Raw genomic sequence first — 20,012 nt, 5'->3', positions numbered from 1 at the left:
CCATCGGCGCCGTTGCCGGCCCGGGGCGGGCCGTCACTGCGCACTGTAGTCGGCCTGCCTGTGCGATGACAGCGCGCCCCGGGCGGCTCCACGCCAGCCGCGGATCAGTAGGTCACCTCGTGGTTCTCGCCGGGCGCTGGCGGCTGGCCGGTGACGACGGCCTTGGCGAACCCGAACAGGTTGACCACGGTGCTGCTCGGCGAGTCCCAGTACTCGGCGGAGCTGGCGTGCACCTTGATCAACGTCAGACCGGGGGTGTCCAGCCCGTCCGGGAACCACACCCTGAACACCGGATTCCACAACTGCTCGGCGCGGGCCCGGTCGAACCCCTCGGTGGCGGTGCCCGAGACCGACACCCAGGCGCTGCGCTTCTGGTCGGAGAACGCGACATTGACCTCCGGGTTCACCCGGATCTGACGGACCTTGGCCGAGTCGGCGGAGGCGAAGAACCACAGGTCTCCGTCGAACTCGGCCTCCTGCAGCCCCATCGGTCGACTCACCTGCCGGCCGTCCAGGGCGATCGTGGTCAGCATGCAGATCCGGGCGTCGCGGACCAGCTCGGTGACCCGGGCGCGGGCCTCGGTGGCGTTGGTCGGCTCGTTGCTCATGGCGGTCTCCCTCGGCTCGACTCGTCGGACCGATGCCCGGGACAGAACCGGTCAAACCTGCAAAGGTACGACGACTCTCAGCGGGTCGTCATCGCCCGCCAGCGGGCCAGGTTGTGCCGGGCGTCGACCAGGGCGTCGTGCCGGGCCGCGTCCGCGTCCGGCAGGGGCGGCCGACCCCGGTCGTCCCAGAGCTGGCGCAGATCCTTGGTGAACCGGGGGATCTCCCGGGGCAGCGCCGGCATCGCACCCCAGAGCTGGGCGAGGACCACATGGTCGTACGCGGCGTACCAGGCCCACAGCTCCAGCTGCTCCCCCGGCCGGTCCCGAACCGGCTCGACGAGGAAGTCGTACAGGTCGTCGCGGATGCGCTCGCGGGAACGCCAGGCCCGGTCCGCGGGCGAGGGCAACTTGTCCAGCACGTTGCGCCGGACCCAGGGCACGGCTCGGGAGTCGTCGAACTCGGTGGAGACCGCGTAGAACTCGCGGCCGTACTCGTCGACGACACCGATCGAGACGAGATCGACGATCCGCCCGTCCTCGATGAATTCGCAGTCGTAAAAGTAGCGGTACACCATTCCGGCCATCCTCGCCCACCGCCGTCGGACGCCTCCCGGCGGGGCCCGCAGACGGATCACCGCAGCTCAGCGGCGATCCGGGCCACGGACCACGGCCGGCACCCACAACGGAGGTACGCCGCAGGTCGAGACGGTCACGGAAGTGCTTCGAGGGGTGTACAGCAAGCGACCGGACCGTCATGATCTGATGTGTATCGCTAACCGGACGCCAAATCGGTGTCAGTTCACCTTGTCTGGGCCATCAGGTTTCGCCCGGTGAGCGAATTTGTGGTCCTTGACCGGGGAGGGGTTGGGCCGTGGAGGTTCGCCTGCCAGAGCCGGGTGATGCGCTCACGGGTGTCGAAATGTTCGCTGGACTGGAACCCGAGGTGCGGCAGCGCGTGATCGCCGCCGCCGTCCCCCGTACCTACCGCAAGGGCCAACTGCTCTTCGTGGAGAACGACCCGGGTGAGTCGCTGATCGTCCTGCGCCGGGGCGCCGTGGCCGTCTTCCGCACCGCACCCACGGGCGAGCGGGCGGTGCTGTCGGTGATCCGTCCACCGGACGTGCTCGGTGAGGTCTCCCTGCTCGACGCCTCCACCCGGTCCGCCTCGGCCGAGGCCATCGAGGACTGCGCGGCGCTCGCGCTCTCCCGGGGGGCGTTCATGGAGCTGGTGCACTCCAACCCGCGCATCCTGGACGCGGTGATGCGCTCGCTGGGCGGGCTGATCCGCCGGCTCACCGAGCAGAACGCCGACCACGTCTTCCTGGACCTGCCCGGCCGGGTGGCCAAGACGCTGGTGCGGCTGGCCGGCGAGAGTCAGGCCCCGATGATCACGATCGAGCTCAACCAGAGCCAGTTGGCCGAGATGGCCGGCGGCTCCCGGCAGAGCGTCAACCAGGCGATCGGCTCGTTCGCCAGCCGCGGCTGGCTGCGCACCGAGGGCCGCCGCATCGTGGTCACCGACGTGGCCGCGCTGCGCCGCCGTGCCGGCATGAACGACCGCTGACCCGCCGGGAGCGGGCAGCACACAGAGACGAACACGACGCGGCCAGGTCACCCGAGGGCGACCCGGCCGCGTCGTCGTGTCACCGGCGCCGGATCAGACTCCGGAGCTGCCCGGCCCGGCCCACTTGTCCGGACCCTTGCCGTCGCCACCCGGGCCGTGGGACTGCTCGATGACGATGCCCTCGGCCTGGAGCGTGGCGAGCGTGGCGGCGTCGACGTCCACCGACTCGCCCGCGGAGTGGCTGACCCCGTTGCCGTCGGTCCAGTCGCTCTCCAACTTGACGTACACCATTGACCTGTCCCCCTCTGGTCGCTGATCGAGATTGGCTGACTGAATGTAGTCCGCGAATCCCCCGTGTGGACTGTCCACAAGCCAACAGGCCGGTACCCGACAGCGGTCCCGACGGTGATACTCCGTCTGACGGGACGCCCTTGGCGTCGACCGGTCCGCCAGTGGAGGGTGTCATCGCCGCGCAGTGTGAGCGCTGTGGACGCACGGCCGCCGACGGCGACCGCTTCTGCGGTGGCTGCGGCGCCGAGCTGGGCGCCGTCTGCCCCCACTGCCTGCGCCCGCTCGCCTCGGACGTCACGTTCTGCACCTCGTGCGGGTCGCCTCGGCCGGGAGCGGACCGACCCGCCGCCGTCACCCCCCAGGAGGACCGCCGGCGGGTGAGTGTGCTCTTCGTCGACCTGATCGACTTCACCCCGTACGTCGAGCGGGCCGACCCGGAGCAGGTCCGTGGCATGCAGACCGGCTTCTTCTCCGCCGCCCGCCGGGTCGTCGGCCAGTACGGCGGGGTGGTGGAGAAGTACATCGGCGACGCGGTGATGGCGCTCTTCGGCGCGCCGATCGCCACCGAGACCGACGCGCTGCGCTGCGTACGCGCCGGGCTGGAGCTGCAACGGGTGCTCACCCGGTTCGCGCCGACCGGCAGCACCGAGCTGCGGTTCCGGGTGGGGGTGGCCACCGGCGAGGCGCTGGTCGACGTGGCCGCCGCCCGCGACGGCGGGCAGGCGATCGTGGCCGGCGACGTGGTGAACACCGCCTCGCGGATGCAGTCCGTCGCGCCACCGGGCGGAGTGCTGGTCTGCGGCAACACGCACGCGCTGACCAAGGACGCCATCCGCTACGAGGAGCAGCCCCCAGTCACGCTGCGCGGTCGGTCGTCGCCGACCGAGGTGTGGCTCGCCCTGTCTCCGCTGCGCCGCCAGCCCACCGATCGGGAGCCGGACACCACGCCGCTGGTCGACCGGGAGCACGAGCTGGGCATGCTGGTCAACGCCCTGCACCGGTCGCTGCGGGACCGGCTGCCGCAGGTGGTGACGATCTTCGGCCGAGCCGGCATCGGCAAGAGCCGGCTGCTGCGGGAGCTCTACCGGCACACCGGCCGGCTGGTCGACGAGCCCCTGACCTGGCGGACCGGGCGATGCCCGCCGTTCGGGGAGAACGTCACGTTCGCGGCGCTCGCCGACATCGTCAAGACCGAGGCCGGCATCCTGGACACCGACCCGGCCGGCAGCGCGGCCCAGCGGTTGGCCACCGCCGTCGGTGAGCTGATCGGGCCGGGCGAACGGGACCGGGTGGTGGACGCCCTGCGCCCGCTGGTCGGGCTGCCCGGCACGCCGCTGCCGGCCGAGGAGGCGGAGTCCGCGTGGCGGCGCTTCCTGCTGGCGTTGGCCGCCCGGCGCCCCACCGTGCTGGTCTTCGAGGACCTGCACTGGGCCGACGACGCGATGCTGCGCTTCGTGGAGCTGCTCGGGGCGGCGGCCCGGGAGGTGCCGCTGCTGCTGCTCTGCACCGCCCGCCCGGAGCTGGTCGACCGGGATCCGAGCTGGGCCGGCACGATCACCGGTTCGGTGACCATCACCCTGCCGCCGCTACGCGACACCGGCATCGCCGCCCTGTACGCGCACCTGTTCGGCCAGGCGGCGTTCTCCGCCGACATGCTCAGCCCGCTCATCGAGGTGGCCGGCGGCAATCCGCTCTACGCCCACGAGTACGTCCGGATGCTGATCGAGCAGGGCGCGTTGCGCCAGTCCGGGCGGGGGTGGTCGCTGGACAAGCAGCTCGAACTGACCATGCCGGAGAGCGTGCACGCGGTGATCGCCAACCGGGTGGACCTGCTGGACGCCAAGGACCGGGCGGTGCTGCTGGCCGCCTCGGTGGTCGGGGTGCAGTTCTGGCCGGGTGCGGTGGCGGCGGCGCTGGGGCAGCCGGTCGAGTCGGTCGAACGCTCGCTCCGCCGCCTGGAGCAGCGCGACTTCGTGCACGAGCAGGCGGCGTCGACGATGGCCGGGCAGGCGGAGTTCCGGTTCCGGCACGTGCTGGTGCGCGACGTCTGTTACCAGCGGCTGCCGCGCACCGAGCGGGTCGCGCGACACGAGCGGGCGGCGGACTGGCTCGACGCGCTGTCGCACAGCCGCGACACCGACCTGGCGGAGGTGCTCGCCCACCACCGCTGGGCGGCCCACGAGATCGCCCGCTCGCTCGGCATGCAGGTCCGCCGTTATGCGGCGCCGGCGCGGCAGGCGCTGCACCGGGCAGCCCGCCGGGCGTACGCCCTGCACGGGCTGGACGCGGCGGCGAGCCACGCGGGCCGGGCGCTCGGCCTGGCCGACGACGGTGACCCGGTGGGCCGGCTCCAACTGGAGCTGCTCAGCACGGAGATCTCGTTCTACCGCGACGGCAACGGGTTCCTCTCCGGCGGTGGGCCCGAGCAGGTGCACGCGCTCGCCGACCGGCTGCTGGCGCACGGCGACGACGCCTGCGCCGCCCGGGCGTGGACGCTGCTCGGCCAGGCGGCCTGGCTGCGCGCCGACCGCGCCGACGCGCTGGTCTGCCTCGACCGCGCGGTCCAGTTGTTCGAGCCGCTGCCGGACAGCTCGCAGAAGGCCGACGCGTACGCCGAGCTGGGCCGGTTGCACATGCTCAACTACGAGCGGGACCTGGCCGTGGCGGCGGCCGACACGGCGGCGGAGATCGCGGAGCGGCTGGGCCTGACCGAGACCCGCACCAACGCCCGGATCACCGCCGCCACCGCCCGTTACCAGGCCGGCGACCGGATCGGCCTGGACGAGCTGCACGCGGTCGTCGAGTTCGCGCGGGCCGGTCAGCTGCTCGCGCTGCCCCGGGCCACCCAGAACCTCGCCTGGGCGATCCGCGAGGAGGGTGACTGGCTGCGCTCGGACGCCCTGCTCTCGGCAGCGCCGGCCCGGACGGCCAGCGGCCAGACGCTGACCACCAGCTATTCGGCGGAGGCGATGCGGGCCTGGTTCGAGGGTGACTTCGGCCGGCTGCTCGCGGCGGCGGAGGCGTTCGTGGACACTCCGACCGGCAGTTGGGACATGCAGGTGCGGGGGTTGCGCTGCTGCCTGCTGGTGCTGCGCGACGACGATGATCCGAGCGACCTGGTCGACGCGCTGGACACCGCGCGACGCAGCGGGTTCCACCGCCTGCGCTGGACGATGCTGGGCATGGCGGCGCTCTGCCGGGCGTTGCAGGACCGTGGCGCCGAGGCGGCAGAGCTGATCGACGAGCTGGATCGGTCCTGGTCGGAGGTGCCGGCCCTGGCCAGCGGGGAGTGGATCGCCGCTGCCGCGTACGCCGCCGCCCTGGCCGGGCGGGACGCCTCGGTGCGGGTCCGGGCGATGCTGGACCGGGTGGGTCATCGCACGCCGTGGTCGGAGGCGGCGCTGCGGACCGTGACGGCGGCGGTGGCCGCGGCCGACGGCGACCACCGGCGCGCGGCCGAGCTGCACCTGGCCGCCGCCGAGACGTACGGCCGGATCCCGGACGCCAGTGACCGGGCGCTGGCGCTGGCGCTCGCGGCGGCCGAGCTGACCCGCGCCGGCGAGCCGGCAGCCGCCCGGGTGGCGCGTGCCGAGGTCGGCACCTTCGCGTTGCGCAACAACGCCCCGGGTCTGCTCGCGCTGGCCGGGCGGCCGATCAGCCCGACCGGGCCGGCGGTGGCCTGCTGAGCGTGGGTCAGGCGGCCACCGGCGCGGGGGCGAGCTGCTTGAGCTTCTGCGCGTAGATGTCGACGTACTCGCGGCCGGAGAGTTCCATCAGCTCGTACATGATCTCGTCGGTGACCGCGCGCTCGACGAACCGGTCACCGGCCATCCCCTCGTAGCGGGAGAAGTCGAGGGGGGCGCCGAAGCGGATCCGCACCCGGGCGATCTTGGGGATGAGCTTGCCGGGCGGCTGGATCTGGTCGGCGTTGAGCATTGCCACCGGCACCACCACCGCGCCACTCTCCAGCGCGAGCCGGGCCACCCCGGTCTTGCCCCGGTAGAGCCGCCCGTCCGGGGAGCGGGTGCCCTCGGGGTAAATGCCGGCCACTCCCCCGGCGCGCAGCACCTGCAACTGGGTGTCCAGTGCGGCACGGGCCGCCCGGCCGCCGGAGCGGTCCACCGGGATGGTGCCGGTGCCGACGAAGAACATCCTGGTCAGCCAGCCCTTGATCCCCTTTCCGGTGAAGTACTCGGCCTTGGCCACGAAGGTGACCTTCCGCCGGGTGATCAGCGGGGTGAAGATCGAGTCGGAGAAGGAGAGGTGGTTGCTGGCCAGGATCACCGGGCCGGTCGCCGGCACGTTGTCCAGACCCTCCACCTGCGGACGGAAGATCAGCTTGAGCAGCGGACCGAGGATGACGTACTTCAGCAGCCAGTAGAGCACCGGCGTCCTTTCCCGTGGTGGGCCCGCGACGGCGCGCCATGCCCGCAAGCGTCGCCCGTCACGGTCGAGCCTACGAAGCCCGGAGCCGCACCACAACGGACCAAGTGGGCACCTCGCACGCGGCTACCCGCCCTGCTCCTTCTTCCACTGTAGGTATTCGCGGTACAGCGCATCTTCCCGCCGTTGCTTGCGCTTGTGCAGCACCCGGGAGGCGACGAGGAGCACGGCGCCGCCGCCCAGCAACAGGTAACCGATGATCCGGTCGTCGGCGACCTTCGGGGCCGCGCTGAACAGCGCCCCCACGAAAATCGCGGCGAGGCCCAGATAGAGGGCGATGCCGGGTGGCGTCTGCCGGTACTCCAGGTGGTGGCGGTCGGCGAAGGTCTGGAACTGCGGCGGAATGTCCAGTTCCTCGTACTCATCAGCAGCCACGTGCGCCTCCCCAGTCCCGTTCGATGACAGCTCGGCAGGGCGGGCTCGGCGTGTCGAGTTGCCCGCGTCAACGATCGTCGAGATAGCACTGGTCGCGCAAGAACGGACATTGGCGCCCTGCCGCGACCTGCGGCAGCGGCCGTGACTTTGGAAGACGCGACACAACGCACTCCCGGAACCGACCCCTGACGTGTCACGATTCAGAGCACGGCGTGCGGACGGACGCCGAGGGGGCAGGGCCGGCCGCGCCGCACGGCGCGTTGAGGAGGATGTCCGGGTGTCAGCGGGTGGGGCCCGCCGGGGACGGCGGGACAACGGGCTCGACGCGAGCGAGTACGCCGTCGTCGGCGACGTCGATCCGCGCGTCGGCGAGCACCTGCTCGACGTGCTGGCCGCCGGCGGGATAGCCGCCTACCTGCAACCGTCTGCCGACCTCAACCCGGTCACCCGCACCACCACCGTTCCGGCCCGACCGGTCGACCGGCTCTACGTCGACCGGTCGCACCTGACCACCGCACGCGACTACCTCACCCAGCTCGCCGACGAGACGGCCCCGGAGCAGCCCCCAGCCCGCGACGAGCCGGACATCGACGCCGAGTGGGCCCGGATCGTGGCCGGTTTCCACACCGCCTCGACGGCCGGCGACCACCCGTGGCCGGCCGCGGAGGACGTCGACGACCGGGACGACCGCAAGACCCGGGACGAACCAGCCGCCGGCCCACTCGCCCGTGCCGGCACCGACGAGGCCGGGCCGACCGCCACCGACGTCCGCCGACTGCCGTCGGCCACCGACTTCTCCGGAATCTCGGTCGGGCGGGGCCCCCGGCCGGACGAGCCGTCGCTGCTGGACGGGCTGGACACCTTCGGCGCCGACCTGCCCGACGACGACGAGGACGAGGGTTACCACCCGCCGCCACCGCCGCCGCTGCCCCGGTTCTCCAAGTACGCGGTGATCGGCACGCTCGCGGTGGTCGTCGGGTTCGTGCTCTTCCTCTTCCCGTGGCTGCTCCCCATCGACCGTTCGGCGGTCACCCTGTTCGGCTTCACCGGCATCCTGGCCGGTTTCGTCACGCTGATCTGGCGACTGCGCCCCGGTGACGAGGACGACGACGATCCGGGCAACGGCGCCGTCGTCTGACGCCCGACCGCATCCCGGGACGACCCCGCCCCGCCCGGGGCGTAACAATGGTGTAACTTACTGTCAGTAGGAATACCGTTGTACGTCACTTCCCCCGCTGACTGACCGGTTTTTCCTTGCTCGTGGCGGTCAGTCCTCTGCTGATCGGAATGCCCGAGATGCGACAGAGTTCCCTCGTGGTGGTGGCCAACCGCCTCCCCATCGACGACAACCAGGCGCCGGACGGGGCCTGCGAGTGGCGCCGCAGCCCCGGTGGGCTGGTCAGCGCGCTGCACCCGCTGCTGCGACACACCCCGGCCACCTGGGTCGGCTGGGCCGGCGGCACCGGGCCGGCCCCCACGCTGCCGGACGTGGACGGCGTTCGGATGCACACCGTCCCACTCAGCCACGAAGACCTTCGCGACCACTACGAGGGGTTCTCCAACGCCACCCTCTGGCCGCTCTACCACGACGCCGTCGAGCAGCCGGAACACCACCGCCGGTGGTGGGAGGCCTACCAGCGGGTCAACCAGCGCTTCGCCGAGGCGACCGCCGAGGTGGCCGAGCCGGGCGCGGTGGTCTGGGTGCAGGATTACCACCTGCAACTGGTCCCCGGGCAACTGCGCGCCCTGCGACCCGACCTGCGCATCGGGTTCTTCCTGCACGTGCCGTTCCCCCCGCCGGAGCTGTTCATGCAGCTCCCCCGCCGGGCCGAGCTGCTGCGGGGCATGCTCGGGGCCGACCTGGTCGGCTTCCAGCGCGCCCAGGCCGCGCACAACTTCGCCCAACTCGTCACCCGGGTGCTGGAACTGCCCGCCACCGACCGCCGGATCGGGATCGACAACCGGGTGGTCCGCATCGGGGCGTTCCCCGTCTCCATCGACACCACCGAGATGGCCGCCCTCGCCGCCCGCCCCGAGGTGGCCGCCCGGGCCCGCCGGCTCCGCCAGGACCTCGGCGACCCCCGGCAGGTCATCCTCAGCGTGGACCGGATGGATTACACCAAGGGCATCGAGCAGCGGCTCAAGGCCTACAGCGAGTTGCTCGCCAGTGGCGACGTGAAGGTTCGCGACACGGTGCTCGTCCAGGTCGCCATGCCGAGCCGGGAACGAGTCGGCCAGTACCAGATCCTGCGCGAACGGATCGAACGCGAAGTGGGCCGGATCAACGGCGAGTTCGGCCGGGTCGGCGAACCGGCCATCCACTACCTCACCCAGCCCTTCGACCGGGCCGAGCTGGCCGCGCTCTACCGGGTCGCAGACGTGATGGCGGTGACCCCGCTGCGCGACGGGATGAACCTGGTCGCCAAGGAGTACGTCGCCGCCCGGGTCGACGACACGGGCGCACTGCTGCTCAGCGAGTTCGCCGGCACCGCCGCCGAACTCTCCCAGGCCTACCTCGTCAACCCGCACGACCTGGAGGGGCTCAAGCAGGCGCTGTGCACGGCCCTGCGGGCCAGCCCGACCGACGTCACCGAACGGATGCGGGCCATGCGCGCCCACCTGCACGAGCACGACATCCGAGCCTGGGCCCGCTCCTACCTCAGCGCCCTCGACGAGAACGGCGCCCTGGTCGGTCGCCTGACCAGCACCGACGGCACACCGGACGGCACCGCCCGGGTGCCCCGGCCCGCCGACCGGGCCACCCAGCACACCACCGGCTGACCCGCGGCCGCCGCTCGCTCAGCGCGCCACCGGCTCCTTCTCCAACCAGTCCAGGATCGCGTCGATCGGCTCCGCCCACCGCACGTCGAGCATCAGGTCGTGCCCCATCCCGGGGAAGAGCAGCGGCGCCGAACCGTAGCGGCGGGCCACCCGGGTCAACGTCGACGACGGCACCACCCGGTCGTCCGGGCTGCCCAGCACCAGCACCGGCGGCGCACCCACCGGCGGCTCCGCCTCCGGCTCGCCCAGCAGTGCCCACTGCGCCCGCCGGCCCGCCCGGCCGAGCCGCGCCGTGTACCGCCGCGCCTCCTCGTCGGGCAACTCGCGGCTGAACAGCTGCCCGCGGCTGAGCCGCAGCGGCCCCCCGAACACCGCCGGCAGCGTGCCGGCCGGGTTGCGGCGCACCGCCGTCCCGAACATCCCCCAGCCGCCGAAGACCGGCGCCACCAGCACCGCGCCGCGCGCCGGGTAACGGGCCAGCGCGTGCGCCACCACCAACGCCCCGGCGCCGTGCCCCACCAGCACCGCCTGGCGCGGCAGGCCCGCCGCCACCTGGACCACATCGTGGGCGTACGCCCGCAGCGTCGCCTCCGGCGCCGGCTCGCTGCCGCCGTGCCCCCGCAGACTCATCGCGTACGCCGGAAAGCCCCGCGACGCGGCGTGCCCCAACCAGTGCTCGGCGAACGCCCACGCGCCGTGCCCGAAACCCGGCACGAAGAGCAACGGAGGCCGCCCCTGCTCCAGCTCCGGAACGGCGCTGACCACCTCACGCCGCGCCGGCCGGACCGGACGGGACCACTCCCGGCCCCGCATGATCCGCAGCTCACTCCTCGCGCTCACCGGCCCAGCCTTTCGTTCGCGACTGCGGGGCTCGCAAGCTCACTCCTCGCGCTCACCGGCCCAGCCTTTCGTTCGCGACTGCGGGGCACGCAAGCTCACTCCTCGCGCTCACTTGCCCTCCAGGTCGTGTAGGGCGCGCTGGACGGCGCGCAGGTAGTCGGCGTGGCCGACCTCGAACCAGTGCCGGCTGCTCTCCTTGACCTGTCCGGAGTAGCGCTCCCCGGCCCGGTCACGCGTCCGCTGCGCGAACGCCGCAGCCCGCTCCGGCCGGTCCCGCCGAGCCCGCAGCAGCCGGGCGAAGAGCACCGTCTGCCAGTGCGCCAGCGTGAACATCCCCGAATCCGGCTGCACCAGGCCGGCCACCGCCAGCGTCGGATGCCCCGGGGTGAAGGCGTTGAGCCACAGCGTGGGCCGGCCCGTGCCGGCGCTGTCACCGAACACCGACGCGTCGAGGAACTCGAAGCGCGGCAGGTAGCCGGTGGCGAAGATGACCAGCTCGGGGTCGATCTCGCGGCCGTCGGCCAACTCCACCGCGTACGGGTGGAACCGAGCCACGTCGGGCACCGGGCCGATCCCGCCGTGGCCCACGTAGTAGACGAGCTGGCTGTTGGCGATCGGGTGCGTCTCGTACACCCGGTGGTCGGGCTTGGGCAGGCCGAAACGGGTCAGGTCGCCCACGGTCAGCCGCAGCGTCCAGTGGTAGAGCCACTGGCGGACCCGCCGCGGCACCCGCAGCGCCAGCAGGGAGTCGTTGACCTGGTCGGCGGGGCGACCGGCGACGTACTTCGGGGCGTACCAGTAGCCGCGCCGGGTGGAGTGCCAGCAGCGCGACGCCTGCTGCGCGGCCTCGACGGCGATGTCGCACCCGGTGTTGCCGGCGCCGACCACCAGCACCCGCTTGCCGCGCAACTGCGCCGGGTCCTTGTAGGACGACGCGTGCATGATCTCGCCACGGAACTCTTCGAGCCCCTCGTAGCGGGGCAGCTTCGGTGACCAGTTGTGCCCGTTGGCGATCAGCACGGCCGCGTAGCGGGAGGTGCGCTCCGGCCCGTACCCGCCGGTGGAGCGGGTGGTCACGTCCCAGCGGTCCCCCTCGGCGGGCTCGACCCGCACCACCTCGGTGCCGAACCAGATGTGCGACCGCAGGTCGAAGTGGTCGGCGTACCGCTCGAAGTACGAGAGCAGCTGGCTGTGGTGCGGGTAGTCCGGCCAGGAGTCCGGCATCGGGAAGTCGGGGAACTGGGTGAACGGCTTCGACGAGATCAGGTGGGTGCTGGCGTACACCGGGCTGCGGTCGTGCCGCCAGTTCCAGGCGCCGCCGACCCCGGTCTCCCGTTCGTAGCAGTCCACCCCGAAGCCGTGCTCACGCAGGTTCTTGATGGCCGTCAGGCCGCTGGCCCCGGCCCCGATGACGCAGACCGTGTCGCCCCGGTCGGAGAGCGGGCGGTCGTCGCGACTGTGCGCGGACGGGGTCGCCTCCGGGTCGGGCCGGCCGTGGTCGGTGGAGGTGGACACCGGGACATCTCCTTTTGTGCGGCACGGGTGCCGGTCGCCGCGAAATCCTCCCCACATCGGAGCCGGATGTCCAGCCCCGACGCGGACCGATCGGCGGGTCCTGCGGGCGAGGCGTCAGCCGGAGCTGGGCAGCAGCAGGTCCACCAGGACCGGAAAATGATCGCTGGCCCGCCGGGTCTGCGGGGTGTCCACCACGTCGTAGTCGACCACGGCGATCCGTGGGTCGACGAAGAGCGCGTCGATGCGTCGGCGCGGGTCCGCGCACGAGTAGGTGAGCCGGTCCGCCCGGTCGGCCGCGACCGCCGCGTCGGTCAACCCGTGCGCCACCGTGGCCCAGGCCGGCCCGTCGGGCCCCTCGTTCAGGTCGGCCCCGACCACCAGCGGGCCGCTCGCCGCGTCCAGCCCGCGCTTGAACTCGGCGGCCTGCCCGGGACGTTCGGCCGGGTCGGTGGACAGGTGCGAGCCGGCGAGGGTGAACCGGGCGTCGCCGACCCGGCATTGCGCGTACGCGGCGCCGCGCAGGTGCCGGCCCGGGGTCAGCGGGAAGCGCTGACACCTGGTGCCCGACACCTGGACGCGCAGGCTGGTCAGCAGCAGGTTGCCCAACGCGGGGAGCCCGCCGGCGGCCACCACCAGGCCGAACGACTCGGCCAGCGAGGCGGACTTCTGCCGCCACCGGAACCGGCGCGGCCCCTCCTGCACGATCACCACGTCCGGCCGTGCGGCCCGGACCACCGCCGCCAACGCGGCGGTGTCGTCGCGCTGGCTGTGGATGTTGTACGACACCACCCGCAGTGGTACGCCCGAGCCCTGGCCCATCCCGACCGCCTCAGATCCGCCGGGCCAGGTCGGCCGCGCCGATCACCCCGGCGCTGTTGCCCAACTCGGCGGGGAGCACCTCGGCCACCGGCAGGCGGCCCCGCTGGGCAAGCGAGTCGAGGTAGGAGCGGCGGGTCGGGCCGAGCAGCAGGTCACCGGCGTCGATCACGCCACCGCCGACGACCAGGGCCTGCGGGTCGAGGATCTGCGCCATGTCGGCGAGGCTGGTGCCCAGCCAGCGGCCGATCTGCGCGAACGCCTCGGCGGAGACCGGGTCGCCGCCCTGCGCGGCGGCGGTCACCATCGGGCCGGTGATCGCCTCGGCCTCGCCACCGGCCAGGTCCAGCAGCGCGGCGGCACGCTGGGGCTCCTGTCGGGCGCCGGCCCGGGCGAAGCGGACCAGGGCGCTGCCGCTGGCGTACTGCTCGATGCAGCCCAGCCGCCCGCAGCCGCACTGGTGGCCGTCCGGCACGGCAAGCATGTGGCCCAGCTCCGCGGCGATGCCGTGCGCGCCACGGACCAGGTCACCGCCGAGCACGATGCCGCCGCCGACGCCGGTGCCGATGGTGAACATGACCATGGAGTCGTCGGCGGCCTGGGCGGCGCCGTAGCGGAACTCGGCCCAGGCGGCCACGTTGGCGTCGTTCTCCACGATCACCGGCAGGCCGACGGCGCTGCTGACGTACTCGCGCAGCGGCTCGTCGCGCCAGGCCAGGTTGGGGGCGAAGAGCACGGTGGAGCGGTGGGCGTCGATCCAGCCTGCCGCACCGATGCCGACGCCCTCCACCGTGTGCTCGGCAGCCAGCTCGCTGACCAGTTCGATGATGACGTCGCGGGTCTTGCCGACGTCATCGGCGGGAGTGTCCCGTCGGGCCTGCACGAGGACCTTGCCGGTGTCGTCCACGACACCGCCGGCCACCTTCGTGCCACCGACGTCGACTCCGATGGTCAGCGTCACCGCTGCCGCTCCCCTCTGCTGTCCGGCCCACGCGCCGACGGCACGCCGGTCCGGGTCAGGTTGTCCCGCGCTCAGGCGACGTCGCCCGGTGCGTCCGCACCGGTGTCGTCGGGCACCCGCGATGCGGGCACCACGGGTCGGCTGGTCGGTGCCGGTGCGGCCACCGACCCGGCCTCGTCGACGGGTGCTGCGGCGGCCGGGGCGGGTGCGTCCGCCGTCCGGGTGGCGACCGACCAGACATCTCGCTCCGGCGCCGGCTGAGAATCATGCCCGCTGCGGGTGGCATCGCGCCACACGTGATCGTCATCGGAGGTGCCGGGCCGGTCGGCCGGGTCGGCCTGCGGCGCCTCGCCGCCGCTGCTCGGGGCGGCCGTTCCCGCAGGTGCCGGCGGGGTCGGCGCGGAGGGCGACGCGGGCGACTCGCTCGGGGCAAACGCGCGGAGCAGGCTGGCCACGCCGGCCGCGAGGTCGCCGGCTCCGGTCGCGAGCCGCTCGGCGAATTCCGGACTCGGGTCACGTAAAGCGGCGATGCCGCGACAGACCGGGCAGACACAGCATTCGGCCGAACCGGTGGCGAAACCACCGCCGACGCCGGAGCCGCCGCCCGGTGCGGCACTGTGACCGAGGACACCGGACAACATCCCGCCCAACGGGCCGAACGCACCACCCGCCGCCCCGCTGGAGGCCAGTCGCGCCCCCGCCAGCAGGGTGGCGACAAGCCGTTCCGCCTCTTCCCGGGCCGAACCCGGATCCGTTTCCCCCACCCTCGGCTCCCCTACCGTGCTGCCGGACACGTCATTGCGCCGCACCGGGTGTTTCTACCCGGCGCTTGAGCTGCTTCAACGCAGTGTCCATGATCATCTTTTCGGCCTTGCGCCGGAACATGCCGAGCATCCCCACGGACAGCTCGACCTCCAGGGTGTAGGTCACCGTGGTGCTGCCGTCCGGGTTGGCCACCAGGTCGTACGAGCCGCGCTGGCTCTTCTGCATCTTCGAGGGAGCGACCAGCTGCCACTCGATGCGCGAGATGTCCTCGGCGTACTCGTAGGCGAGCACGTACTCGTCGGCCATCACCCCGGCGTCGATGGTGAAACGCACCTGGCTGGCGTAGCCGTCCTCGTACTCCTCGATCACCTCGGCGTGCCGCACCGCCTCGGTCCACTCCGGGTACCGCGAAAAGTCACAGATGACCGCCGCCACCCGGTCCGGTGACGCGCCGATGATGATCGACTGGGTGGAGGAGTCCGCCATGGGCGAAGGCTACCCGGCGGGTACCTCCCGCGCGCCGCGCCGCCCCCGACCACCCGCCGAACCGGCCGCCACGAGCCCCAACAGGCATCCTGCCTGTGCCATCCGTTCCGCCCGCCGGGTAGTTTCGACAGTGCCGCCACCCCCGGGCGGCTGGCCGCCTGGCCAGTGCGAGCACGAAGGAGTGCAGGTGCGCGAGTTCTCTGTTCCGCCGATCGTCACCGTTGGCGAGGCGGCCAACCTCACCGACCCGGTCTGGGACAACGCCGAGGTCGCACCGGACGCAGTCCAGTTCGCCCGCGCCACCCCGTCCGCCGACGGCACCGGCACCACCTGGGCGGAAGTGACCTGTCTGCAGTTCCGCGACGAGGTGACGGCGGTGGCCCGCGGGCTGATCGCCGCTGGCATCCAGCCCGGTTCCCGGGTCGCGCTGATGAGCCGCACCCGCTACGAGTGGACGCTGCTGGATTACGCCATCTGGACGGCCGGCGCGGTCACCGTCCCGATCTACGAAACCTCCAGCGCCGAGCAGGCCGCCTGGATCCTCGCCGACTCCGGCGCGGTCGCCGTGGTGGTGGAGACCAGCGTGCACGCCGACCTCATCGCCGGAGTACGCGACCGGGTGCCCGAGCTGGACCACGTCTGGCAGATCGAGCTGGGCGCGGTCGACGAACTTGTCGACACCGGCGCCGCCGTCGAGCTGGCTGAGGTGGAGCAGCGACGCAAGGGCGTCCGCGCCAGCGACCTGGCCACCATCATCTACACCAGCGGCACCACCGGCCGGCCCAAGGGCTGCATGCTGACCCACCGCAACATGTACGCCGACATCGCCAACGCGGTGCCGGTGCTGCCGAACCTGTTCAACGCCGGCGCGGCCACCCTGCTCTTCCTGCCGCTGGCGCACGCCTTCGCCCGGCTCATCCAGATCGGCGTGGTGCAGGCCCGCGCCACCATGGCCCACTGCGCCGACACCAAGAACCTGGTCGCCGACCTACAGGACTTCCGGCCCACCTTCGTGCTCTCCGTACCCCGGGTGTTCGAAAAGGTTTACAACGGGGCCAAGCAGAAGGCCGAGGCCAGCGGCAAGGGCGGCATCTTCGCCCGCGCCGAGCAGGTCGCCATCGCGTACAGCGAGGCGCTGGAGACGCAGCGCGGGCCCAGCCTGGCGCTGCGCGCCCAGCACGCGGTCTTCGACCGGCTGGTCTACCGCAAGCTGCGCGCGGCGCTCGGCGGCCGGTGCCGCGACGCCATCTCCGGCGGCGCGCCGCTGGGCGCCCGGCTCGGTCACTTCTACCGCGGCATCGGCGTGACGATCCTGGAGGGCTACGGGCTGACCGAGACCTCGCCCGCGGCCGCCGCGAACCTGCCCACCGGCACCCGGATCGGCACGGTCGGCCGGCCGCTGCCCGGCGTGACCGTGCGGATCGAGGACGACGGCGAGATCCTGATCGCCGGCGAGCTGATCTTCCAGGGCTACTGGCACAACGAGGTGGCGACCGCCGAGGTGCTCAGCCCCGACGGCTGGTTCCGCACCGGCGACCTGGGCCAGCTCGACAACGACGGCTACCTCACCATCACGGGCCGCAAGAAGGAGCTGATCGTCACCGCCGCGGGCAAGAACGTCGCCCCGGCCGTGCTGGAGGACCTGGTCCGGGCACATCCGCTGATCAGCCAGTGCGTCGTCGTCGGCGACCGCCAACCGTTCATCGCGGCGCTGGTCACCGTCGACGAGGAGGCGTTGCCGGCGTTCCTGGAGAGCGCCGGGTTGGCCCCCGGCACCCCCGTCGACCAGCTGCGCGAGCACGAGGCCCTGCGGGCGGAGATCCAGTCCGCCATCGACACCGCGAACCAGGCCGTCTCCAAGGCCGAGGCGATCAAGGTCTTCCGGATCCTGCCCCAGGACTTCACCGAGGCCACCGGTGAAATGACGCCGTCGATGAAGGTCAAGCGACAGGTCGTGCACAAGACGTACGCGGCGGAAATCGCCGATATCTATCGAGGCTGACTACCATCCGTCACGTGCCCGCATCCACAACAGCCGCACCACAGCCGCATCCCCTGGCCCTGGCCGCCCGCCTGGTGATGCTGGCGCTGGTGGCGATCCTGACCCTGTTCGCCACCAGCGACGTCGCCGAGCTGTGGTGGATCGCGCTGCTGGCGGTCGCCGGGCTGCCCGCGCTGCTGGCCCCGCAGCACCGGCTGATCGGGCCGCTGAGCCGGATGGCCGAGGTCGTGGTGCTGGGGCTGGCCGCGAGCCAGGTGGCCGCGGTCGCGTCGACCGACGGCACGGTCGGCGGGCTCGGCGCCTCGGCGGTGCTCCCCTACCTGGCGGTGCCGGTGACCGTCACCGCGCTGCGTCGCCGCTTCGCCGAGAGCGCCGCGCTGCTCGTGGTGGCCGCCGCCACGCTGCTGGTCAGCGGCGCGTTGACGGAGGTCGGCGACGGGCGTCAACTCGGCCAGGTCGGCTACCTCGCGGTCTGCGCGCAGTGGCTGGTCCTGGCCACGTTCGGGCTCTACGCCGCCAGCACCCTGCACCGGATGATCGCCGTACGCGCCGAGAGCAAGCCGCAGCCGTACGCCGAGGCGACCCGGCTGCTGACCCAGCTGCGTACGGTGGCCCGGCAACTGCCCGGCGCGACCCTGGACCCGGGCGGCATCTCCGAGCACCTGCTGGAGGAGCTGCGCACGGTCGCCCGGGCGGACCGGGGCGCGGTGCTGTCGGCCAGCGGAGGCGGGCGGCTCGTGGTGCTCGCCCAGGCCGGTGTGGACCGGGTGGACTGGGAGACGACGCTCGACGCGGACTCGGCGATCGCCGACGCCTGGGCCAGTCAGCAGGCGCAGACGGCGGCGCGGTCGCAGTCCCGCTCGCACCGGGGCGGTGACGTCTCCGCGCTGATCGTCCCGTTGGTCGCCGGGGTACGCACGGTGGGGTTGGTGGTGCTGGAGGCCGACGCCGCGCACGCGTACCCGCCCCCGGTGGTGTCCCGGGTGACCGGGCTGACCCAGCCGGCGGCGCTGCGGCTGGAGGCGGCGCTGCTCTTCGACGAGGTCCGCTCGCTGGCCACCAACGAGGAGCGCCAGCGGCTGGCCCGGGAGATCCACGACGGGGTGGCACAGGAGTTGGTGATGGTCGGCTACGGCATCGACAACGCCCTGGCCACCGTCTTCGACGACGCGGACGAGACCGCTGAGGCGCTGCGGACGCTGCGCGCCGAGGTGACGCGGGTGATCACCGAGCTGCGGCTGAGCCTGTTCGAGCTGCGCAGTGAGGTGGACCGCCAGGGTGGGCTGGCCGCGGCGATCGCCGAGTACGCTCGGACGGTGGGTGCCTCCGGCGGGTTGCGGGTGCACCTGTCGCTGGACGAGTCGACCGCTCGGCTCCCGGCCGCCACCGAGGCCGAACTGCTGCGCATCGCCCAGGAGGCGGTGACCAACGCACGCAAGCACGCGGGGGCGTCCAACCTCTGGGTCACATGTGAGGTTGATCCCCCCTACGCGCAAATTGAAGTGTCGGATGACGGTCAGGGGATGGCTGACCAGCGCCCCGACGGGCGGTACGGTCTTGCGATCATGGCCGAGAGGGCGGAACGTATCCGGGGCCGGTTGGAGATCAGGCCGCGGCAGCCCAGCGGCACGACCGTGGCGGTGGTTCTTGGCACCTCGTCCCGGCGCGATAACGTGCGCGGTAGCGCAGCATCAGAAGGGGAGTAACCCAAGGATGACCACAAGTCCGACACCGGCCACCCGCACCAAGGTCCTCCTTGTCGACGATCATGACCTCATTCGTAAGGGCCTGCGGCACGCCTTCGAGCGCGACCGCCAGTTCGAGGTCGTCGGTGAGGCCGCCACGGCGGCGGAGGGGGTACGCCAGGCCGGTGCCCTACAGCCGGACGTTGTGATCATGGATCTGCGGCTGCCCGACGGCAGCGGCCTGGAGGCAACCCGGGCGCTGCGCAAGTCCAGCGCGTCGATGGGCATCGTGGTGCTGACCATGTACGCCGGCGACGACCAGCTCTTCGGGGCTCTGGAGGCCGGCGCGAGCGCGTTCGTGCCGAAGACCGCGCCGGCCGACGAGGTGGTGGCCGCCGCGCGGCACGCCGCCTCCTCCCCCAGCGCGTTCACCGCCGCCGACCTGGCCGAGGCGATGAAGCGTCGACTCGCGCCGTCCGGTCCGCAGCTCTCCCCCCGCGAGGGGCAGGTGCTGCGACTGCTGGCCGACGGGATGAGCGTGGCGGGCATCGCCAAGCAGCTGTTCGTCAGCGAGTCGACGGCCAAGACGCACATCTCCAAGCTCTACGAGAAGCTCGGGGCCGCCAACCGGGCGCAGGCGCTGATGACCGCGCTGCGGCTGGGCCTGCTTGAGGCACCGGACGCCCCGAAGTTCTGACCCCCACCCGCTCGTCGAGCGGAACGCTCCGCCCGAAGTCCGCGCCCGCTTCCCGCCGGCGCGGACTTCGCGTATCGACCGCTGTTGAGGGCAACCTGGCGGCAGGCTATGGTCTGGCGGTCCCGACGGGGGCACAATACCCGCGCGGGCGACGCCCGCATCGCGGACTCAAGGGGTGAGCGC

The 20,012-nt window shown here is 72.5% G+C and carries 18 protein-coding genes; 7 read left to right on the top strand and 11 right to left on the bottom strand.

The annotated features are described in order from the left end of the window. Positions 1 to 104: 104 nt before the first annotated feature. The gene (locus ABZ780_RS14565; protein ID WP_357486274.1) at positions 105 to 608 is read right to left on the bottom strand and encodes a pyridoxamine 5'-phosphate oxidase family protein; all 504 of its coding nucleotides are present in this window, start codon (positions 606 to 608) and stop codon (positions 105 to 107) included. A 77-nt stretch (positions 609 to 685) separates the two neighbouring features. Beyond that, the gene (locus tag ABZ780_RS14560; protein WP_357486409.1) at positions 686 to 1,183 is read right to left on the bottom strand and encodes a polyadenylate-specific 3'-exoribonuclease AS; all 498 of its coding nucleotides are present in this window, start codon (positions 1,181 to 1,183) and stop codon (positions 686 to 688) included. 296 nt (positions 1,184 to 1,479) lie between these two features. Here ABZ780_RS14560 and ABZ780_RS14555 point away from each other — a divergent pair, with 296 nt between their 5' ends. Next, a complete protein-coding gene (locus ABZ780_RS14555) occupies positions 1,480 to 2,172 on the top strand; it encodes a Crp/Fnr family transcriptional regulator (RefSeq protein WP_030337710.1) in 693 nt (230 codons plus the stop codon). A 93-nt stretch (positions 2,173 to 2,265) separates the two neighbouring features. On the opposite strand, the gene ABZ780_RS14550 is transcribed toward ABZ780_RS14555, so the two are convergent. Continuing rightward, on the bottom strand, positions 2,266 to 2,463 hold the full coding sequence (locus tag ABZ780_RS14550) for a hypothetical protein (RefSeq protein WP_357010892.1): 198 nt from the start codon (positions 2,461 to 2,463) through the stop codon (positions 2,266 to 2,268). A gap of 161 nt (positions 2,464 to 2,624) precedes the next feature. Here ABZ780_RS14550 and ABZ780_RS14545 point away from each other — a divergent pair, with 161 nt between their 5' ends. Continuing rightward, a complete protein-coding gene (locus tag ABZ780_RS14545; RefSeq protein WP_357486272.1) occupies positions 2,625 to 6,149 on the top strand; it encodes an adenylate/guanylate cyclase domain-containing protein in 3,525 nt (1,174 codons plus the stop codon). A gap of 7 nt (positions 6,150 to 6,156) precedes the next feature. Here ABZ780_RS14545 and ABZ780_RS14540 read toward each other — a convergent pair whose 3' ends face one another. Both ABZ780_RS14540 and ABZ780_RS14535 read right to left on the bottom strand, forming a co-directional pair. After that, positions 6,157 to 6,849: a lysophospholipid acyltransferase family protein gene (locus tag ABZ780_RS14540; RefSeq protein ID WP_357010888.1), complete on the bottom strand. Its 693-nt coding sequence runs from the start codon at positions 6,847 to 6,849 to the stop codon at positions 6,157 to 6,159. Positions 6,850 to 6,972: 123 nt separating this feature from the next. Next, positions 6,973 to 7,281, bottom strand: coding sequence for a hypothetical protein (locus tag ABZ780_RS14535; protein WP_357486270.1), 309 nt, complete (start codon positions 7,279 to 7,281; stop codon positions 6,973 to 6,975). A gap of 277 nt (positions 7,282 to 7,558) precedes the next feature. Between ABZ780_RS14535 and ABZ780_RS14530 the strand changes: the two genes are divergently transcribed. Together ABZ780_RS14530 and ABZ780_RS14525 are read left to right on the top strand one after the other, a co-directional pair. Continuing rightward, complete coding sequence (locus ABZ780_RS14530) at positions 7,559 to 8,419, top strand: DUF308 domain-containing protein (protein WP_357010884.1); 861 nt, start codon at positions 7,559 to 7,561, stop codon at positions 8,417 to 8,419. A gap of 158 nt (positions 8,420 to 8,577) precedes the next feature. Beyond that, positions 8,578 to 10,062 carry a trehalose-6-phosphate synthase gene (locus ABZ780_RS14525; protein WP_357486268.1) on the top strand — a complete coding sequence of 495 codons (1,485 nt, stop codon included), beginning with the start codon at positions 8,578 to 8,580 and terminating at the stop codon, positions 10,060 to 10,062. A gap of 18 nt (positions 10,063 to 10,080) precedes the next feature. Here ABZ780_RS14525 and ABZ780_RS14520 read toward each other — a convergent pair whose 3' ends face one another. The 6 genes from ABZ780_RS14520 to ABZ780_RS14495 all read right to left on the bottom strand — a co-directional run bounded on the left by ABZ780_RS14520 (position 10,081) and on the right by ABZ780_RS14495 (position 15,445). Further along, the gene (locus ABZ780_RS14520; RefSeq protein ID WP_357011227.1) at positions 10,081 to 10,875 is read right to left on the bottom strand and encodes an alpha/beta fold hydrolase; all 795 of its coding nucleotides are present in this window, start codon (positions 10,873 to 10,875) and stop codon (positions 10,081 to 10,083) included. A 135-nt stretch (positions 10,876 to 11,010) separates the two neighbouring features. Further along, positions 11,011 to 12,417 (bottom strand): NAD(P)-binding domain-containing protein, encoded by a 1,407-nt coding sequence (locus ABZ780_RS14515; RefSeq protein WP_357486266.1) that lies wholly within the window; start codon positions 12,415 to 12,417, stop codon positions 11,011 to 11,013. 114 nt (positions 12,418 to 12,531) lie between these two features. Continuing rightward, positions 12,532 to 13,236 (bottom strand): endonuclease/exonuclease/phosphatase family protein, encoded by a 705-nt coding sequence (locus ABZ780_RS14510; protein WP_357010878.1) that lies wholly within the window; start codon positions 13,234 to 13,236, stop codon positions 12,532 to 12,534. 10 nt (positions 13,237 to 13,246) lie between these two features. Next, positions 13,247 to 14,194 carry an ROK family glucokinase gene (locus ABZ780_RS14505; RefSeq protein ID WP_357486264.1) on the bottom strand — a complete coding sequence of 316 codons (948 nt, stop codon included), beginning with the start codon at positions 14,192 to 14,194 and terminating at the stop codon, positions 13,247 to 13,249. 71 nt (positions 14,195 to 14,265) lie between these two features. Next, positions 14,266 to 14,958 (bottom strand): hypothetical protein, encoded by a 693-nt coding sequence (locus tag ABZ780_RS14500; RefSeq protein WP_357486262.1) that lies wholly within the window; start codon positions 14,956 to 14,958, stop codon positions 14,266 to 14,268. Positions 14,959 to 14,989: 31 nt separating this feature from the next. Beyond that, entirely contained in the window at positions 14,990 to 15,445 is a 456-nt protein-coding gene (locus tag ABZ780_RS14495; RefSeq protein ID WP_357010872.1) for an SRPBCC family protein, read from the bottom strand. 187 nt (positions 15,446 to 15,632) lie between these two features. On the opposite strand from ABZ780_RS14495, the gene ABZ780_RS14490 reads away from it, so the two are divergent. Genes ABZ780_RS14490 through ABZ780_RS14480 form a run of 3 tightly spaced genes read left to right on the top strand, consistent with a single transcriptional unit; the run spans position 15,633 to position 19,829 of the window. After that, positions 15,633 to 17,447: an AMP-binding protein gene (locus ABZ780_RS14490; protein ID WP_357486260.1), complete on the top strand. Its 1,815-nt coding sequence runs from the start codon at positions 15,633 to 15,635 to the stop codon at positions 17,445 to 17,447. 14 nt (positions 17,448 to 17,461) lie between these two features. Further along, the gene (locus ABZ780_RS14485; RefSeq protein WP_357010868.1) at positions 17,462 to 19,153 is read left to right on the top strand and encodes a GAF domain-containing sensor histidine kinase; all 1,692 of its coding nucleotides are present in this window, start codon (positions 17,462 to 17,464) and stop codon (positions 19,151 to 19,153) included. Between the two features lie 7 nt (positions 19,154 to 19,160). Further along, entirely contained in the window at positions 19,161 to 19,829 is a 669-nt protein-coding gene (locus ABZ780_RS14480; RefSeq protein ID WP_007072219.1) for a response regulator transcription factor, read from the top strand. Positions 19,830 to 20,012 lie beyond the last annotated feature (183 nt).

It is taken from the genome of Micromonospora sp. NPDC047467 (assembly GCF_040643095.1).
In the GTDB taxonomy this organism is placed as follows: Bacteria; Actinomycetota; Actinomycetes; order Mycobacteriales; family Micromonosporaceae; genus Micromonospora.
Note: the sequence above shows the minus strand (reverse complement) of the source record. Positions and strands in the feature narration are given on the sequence as shown.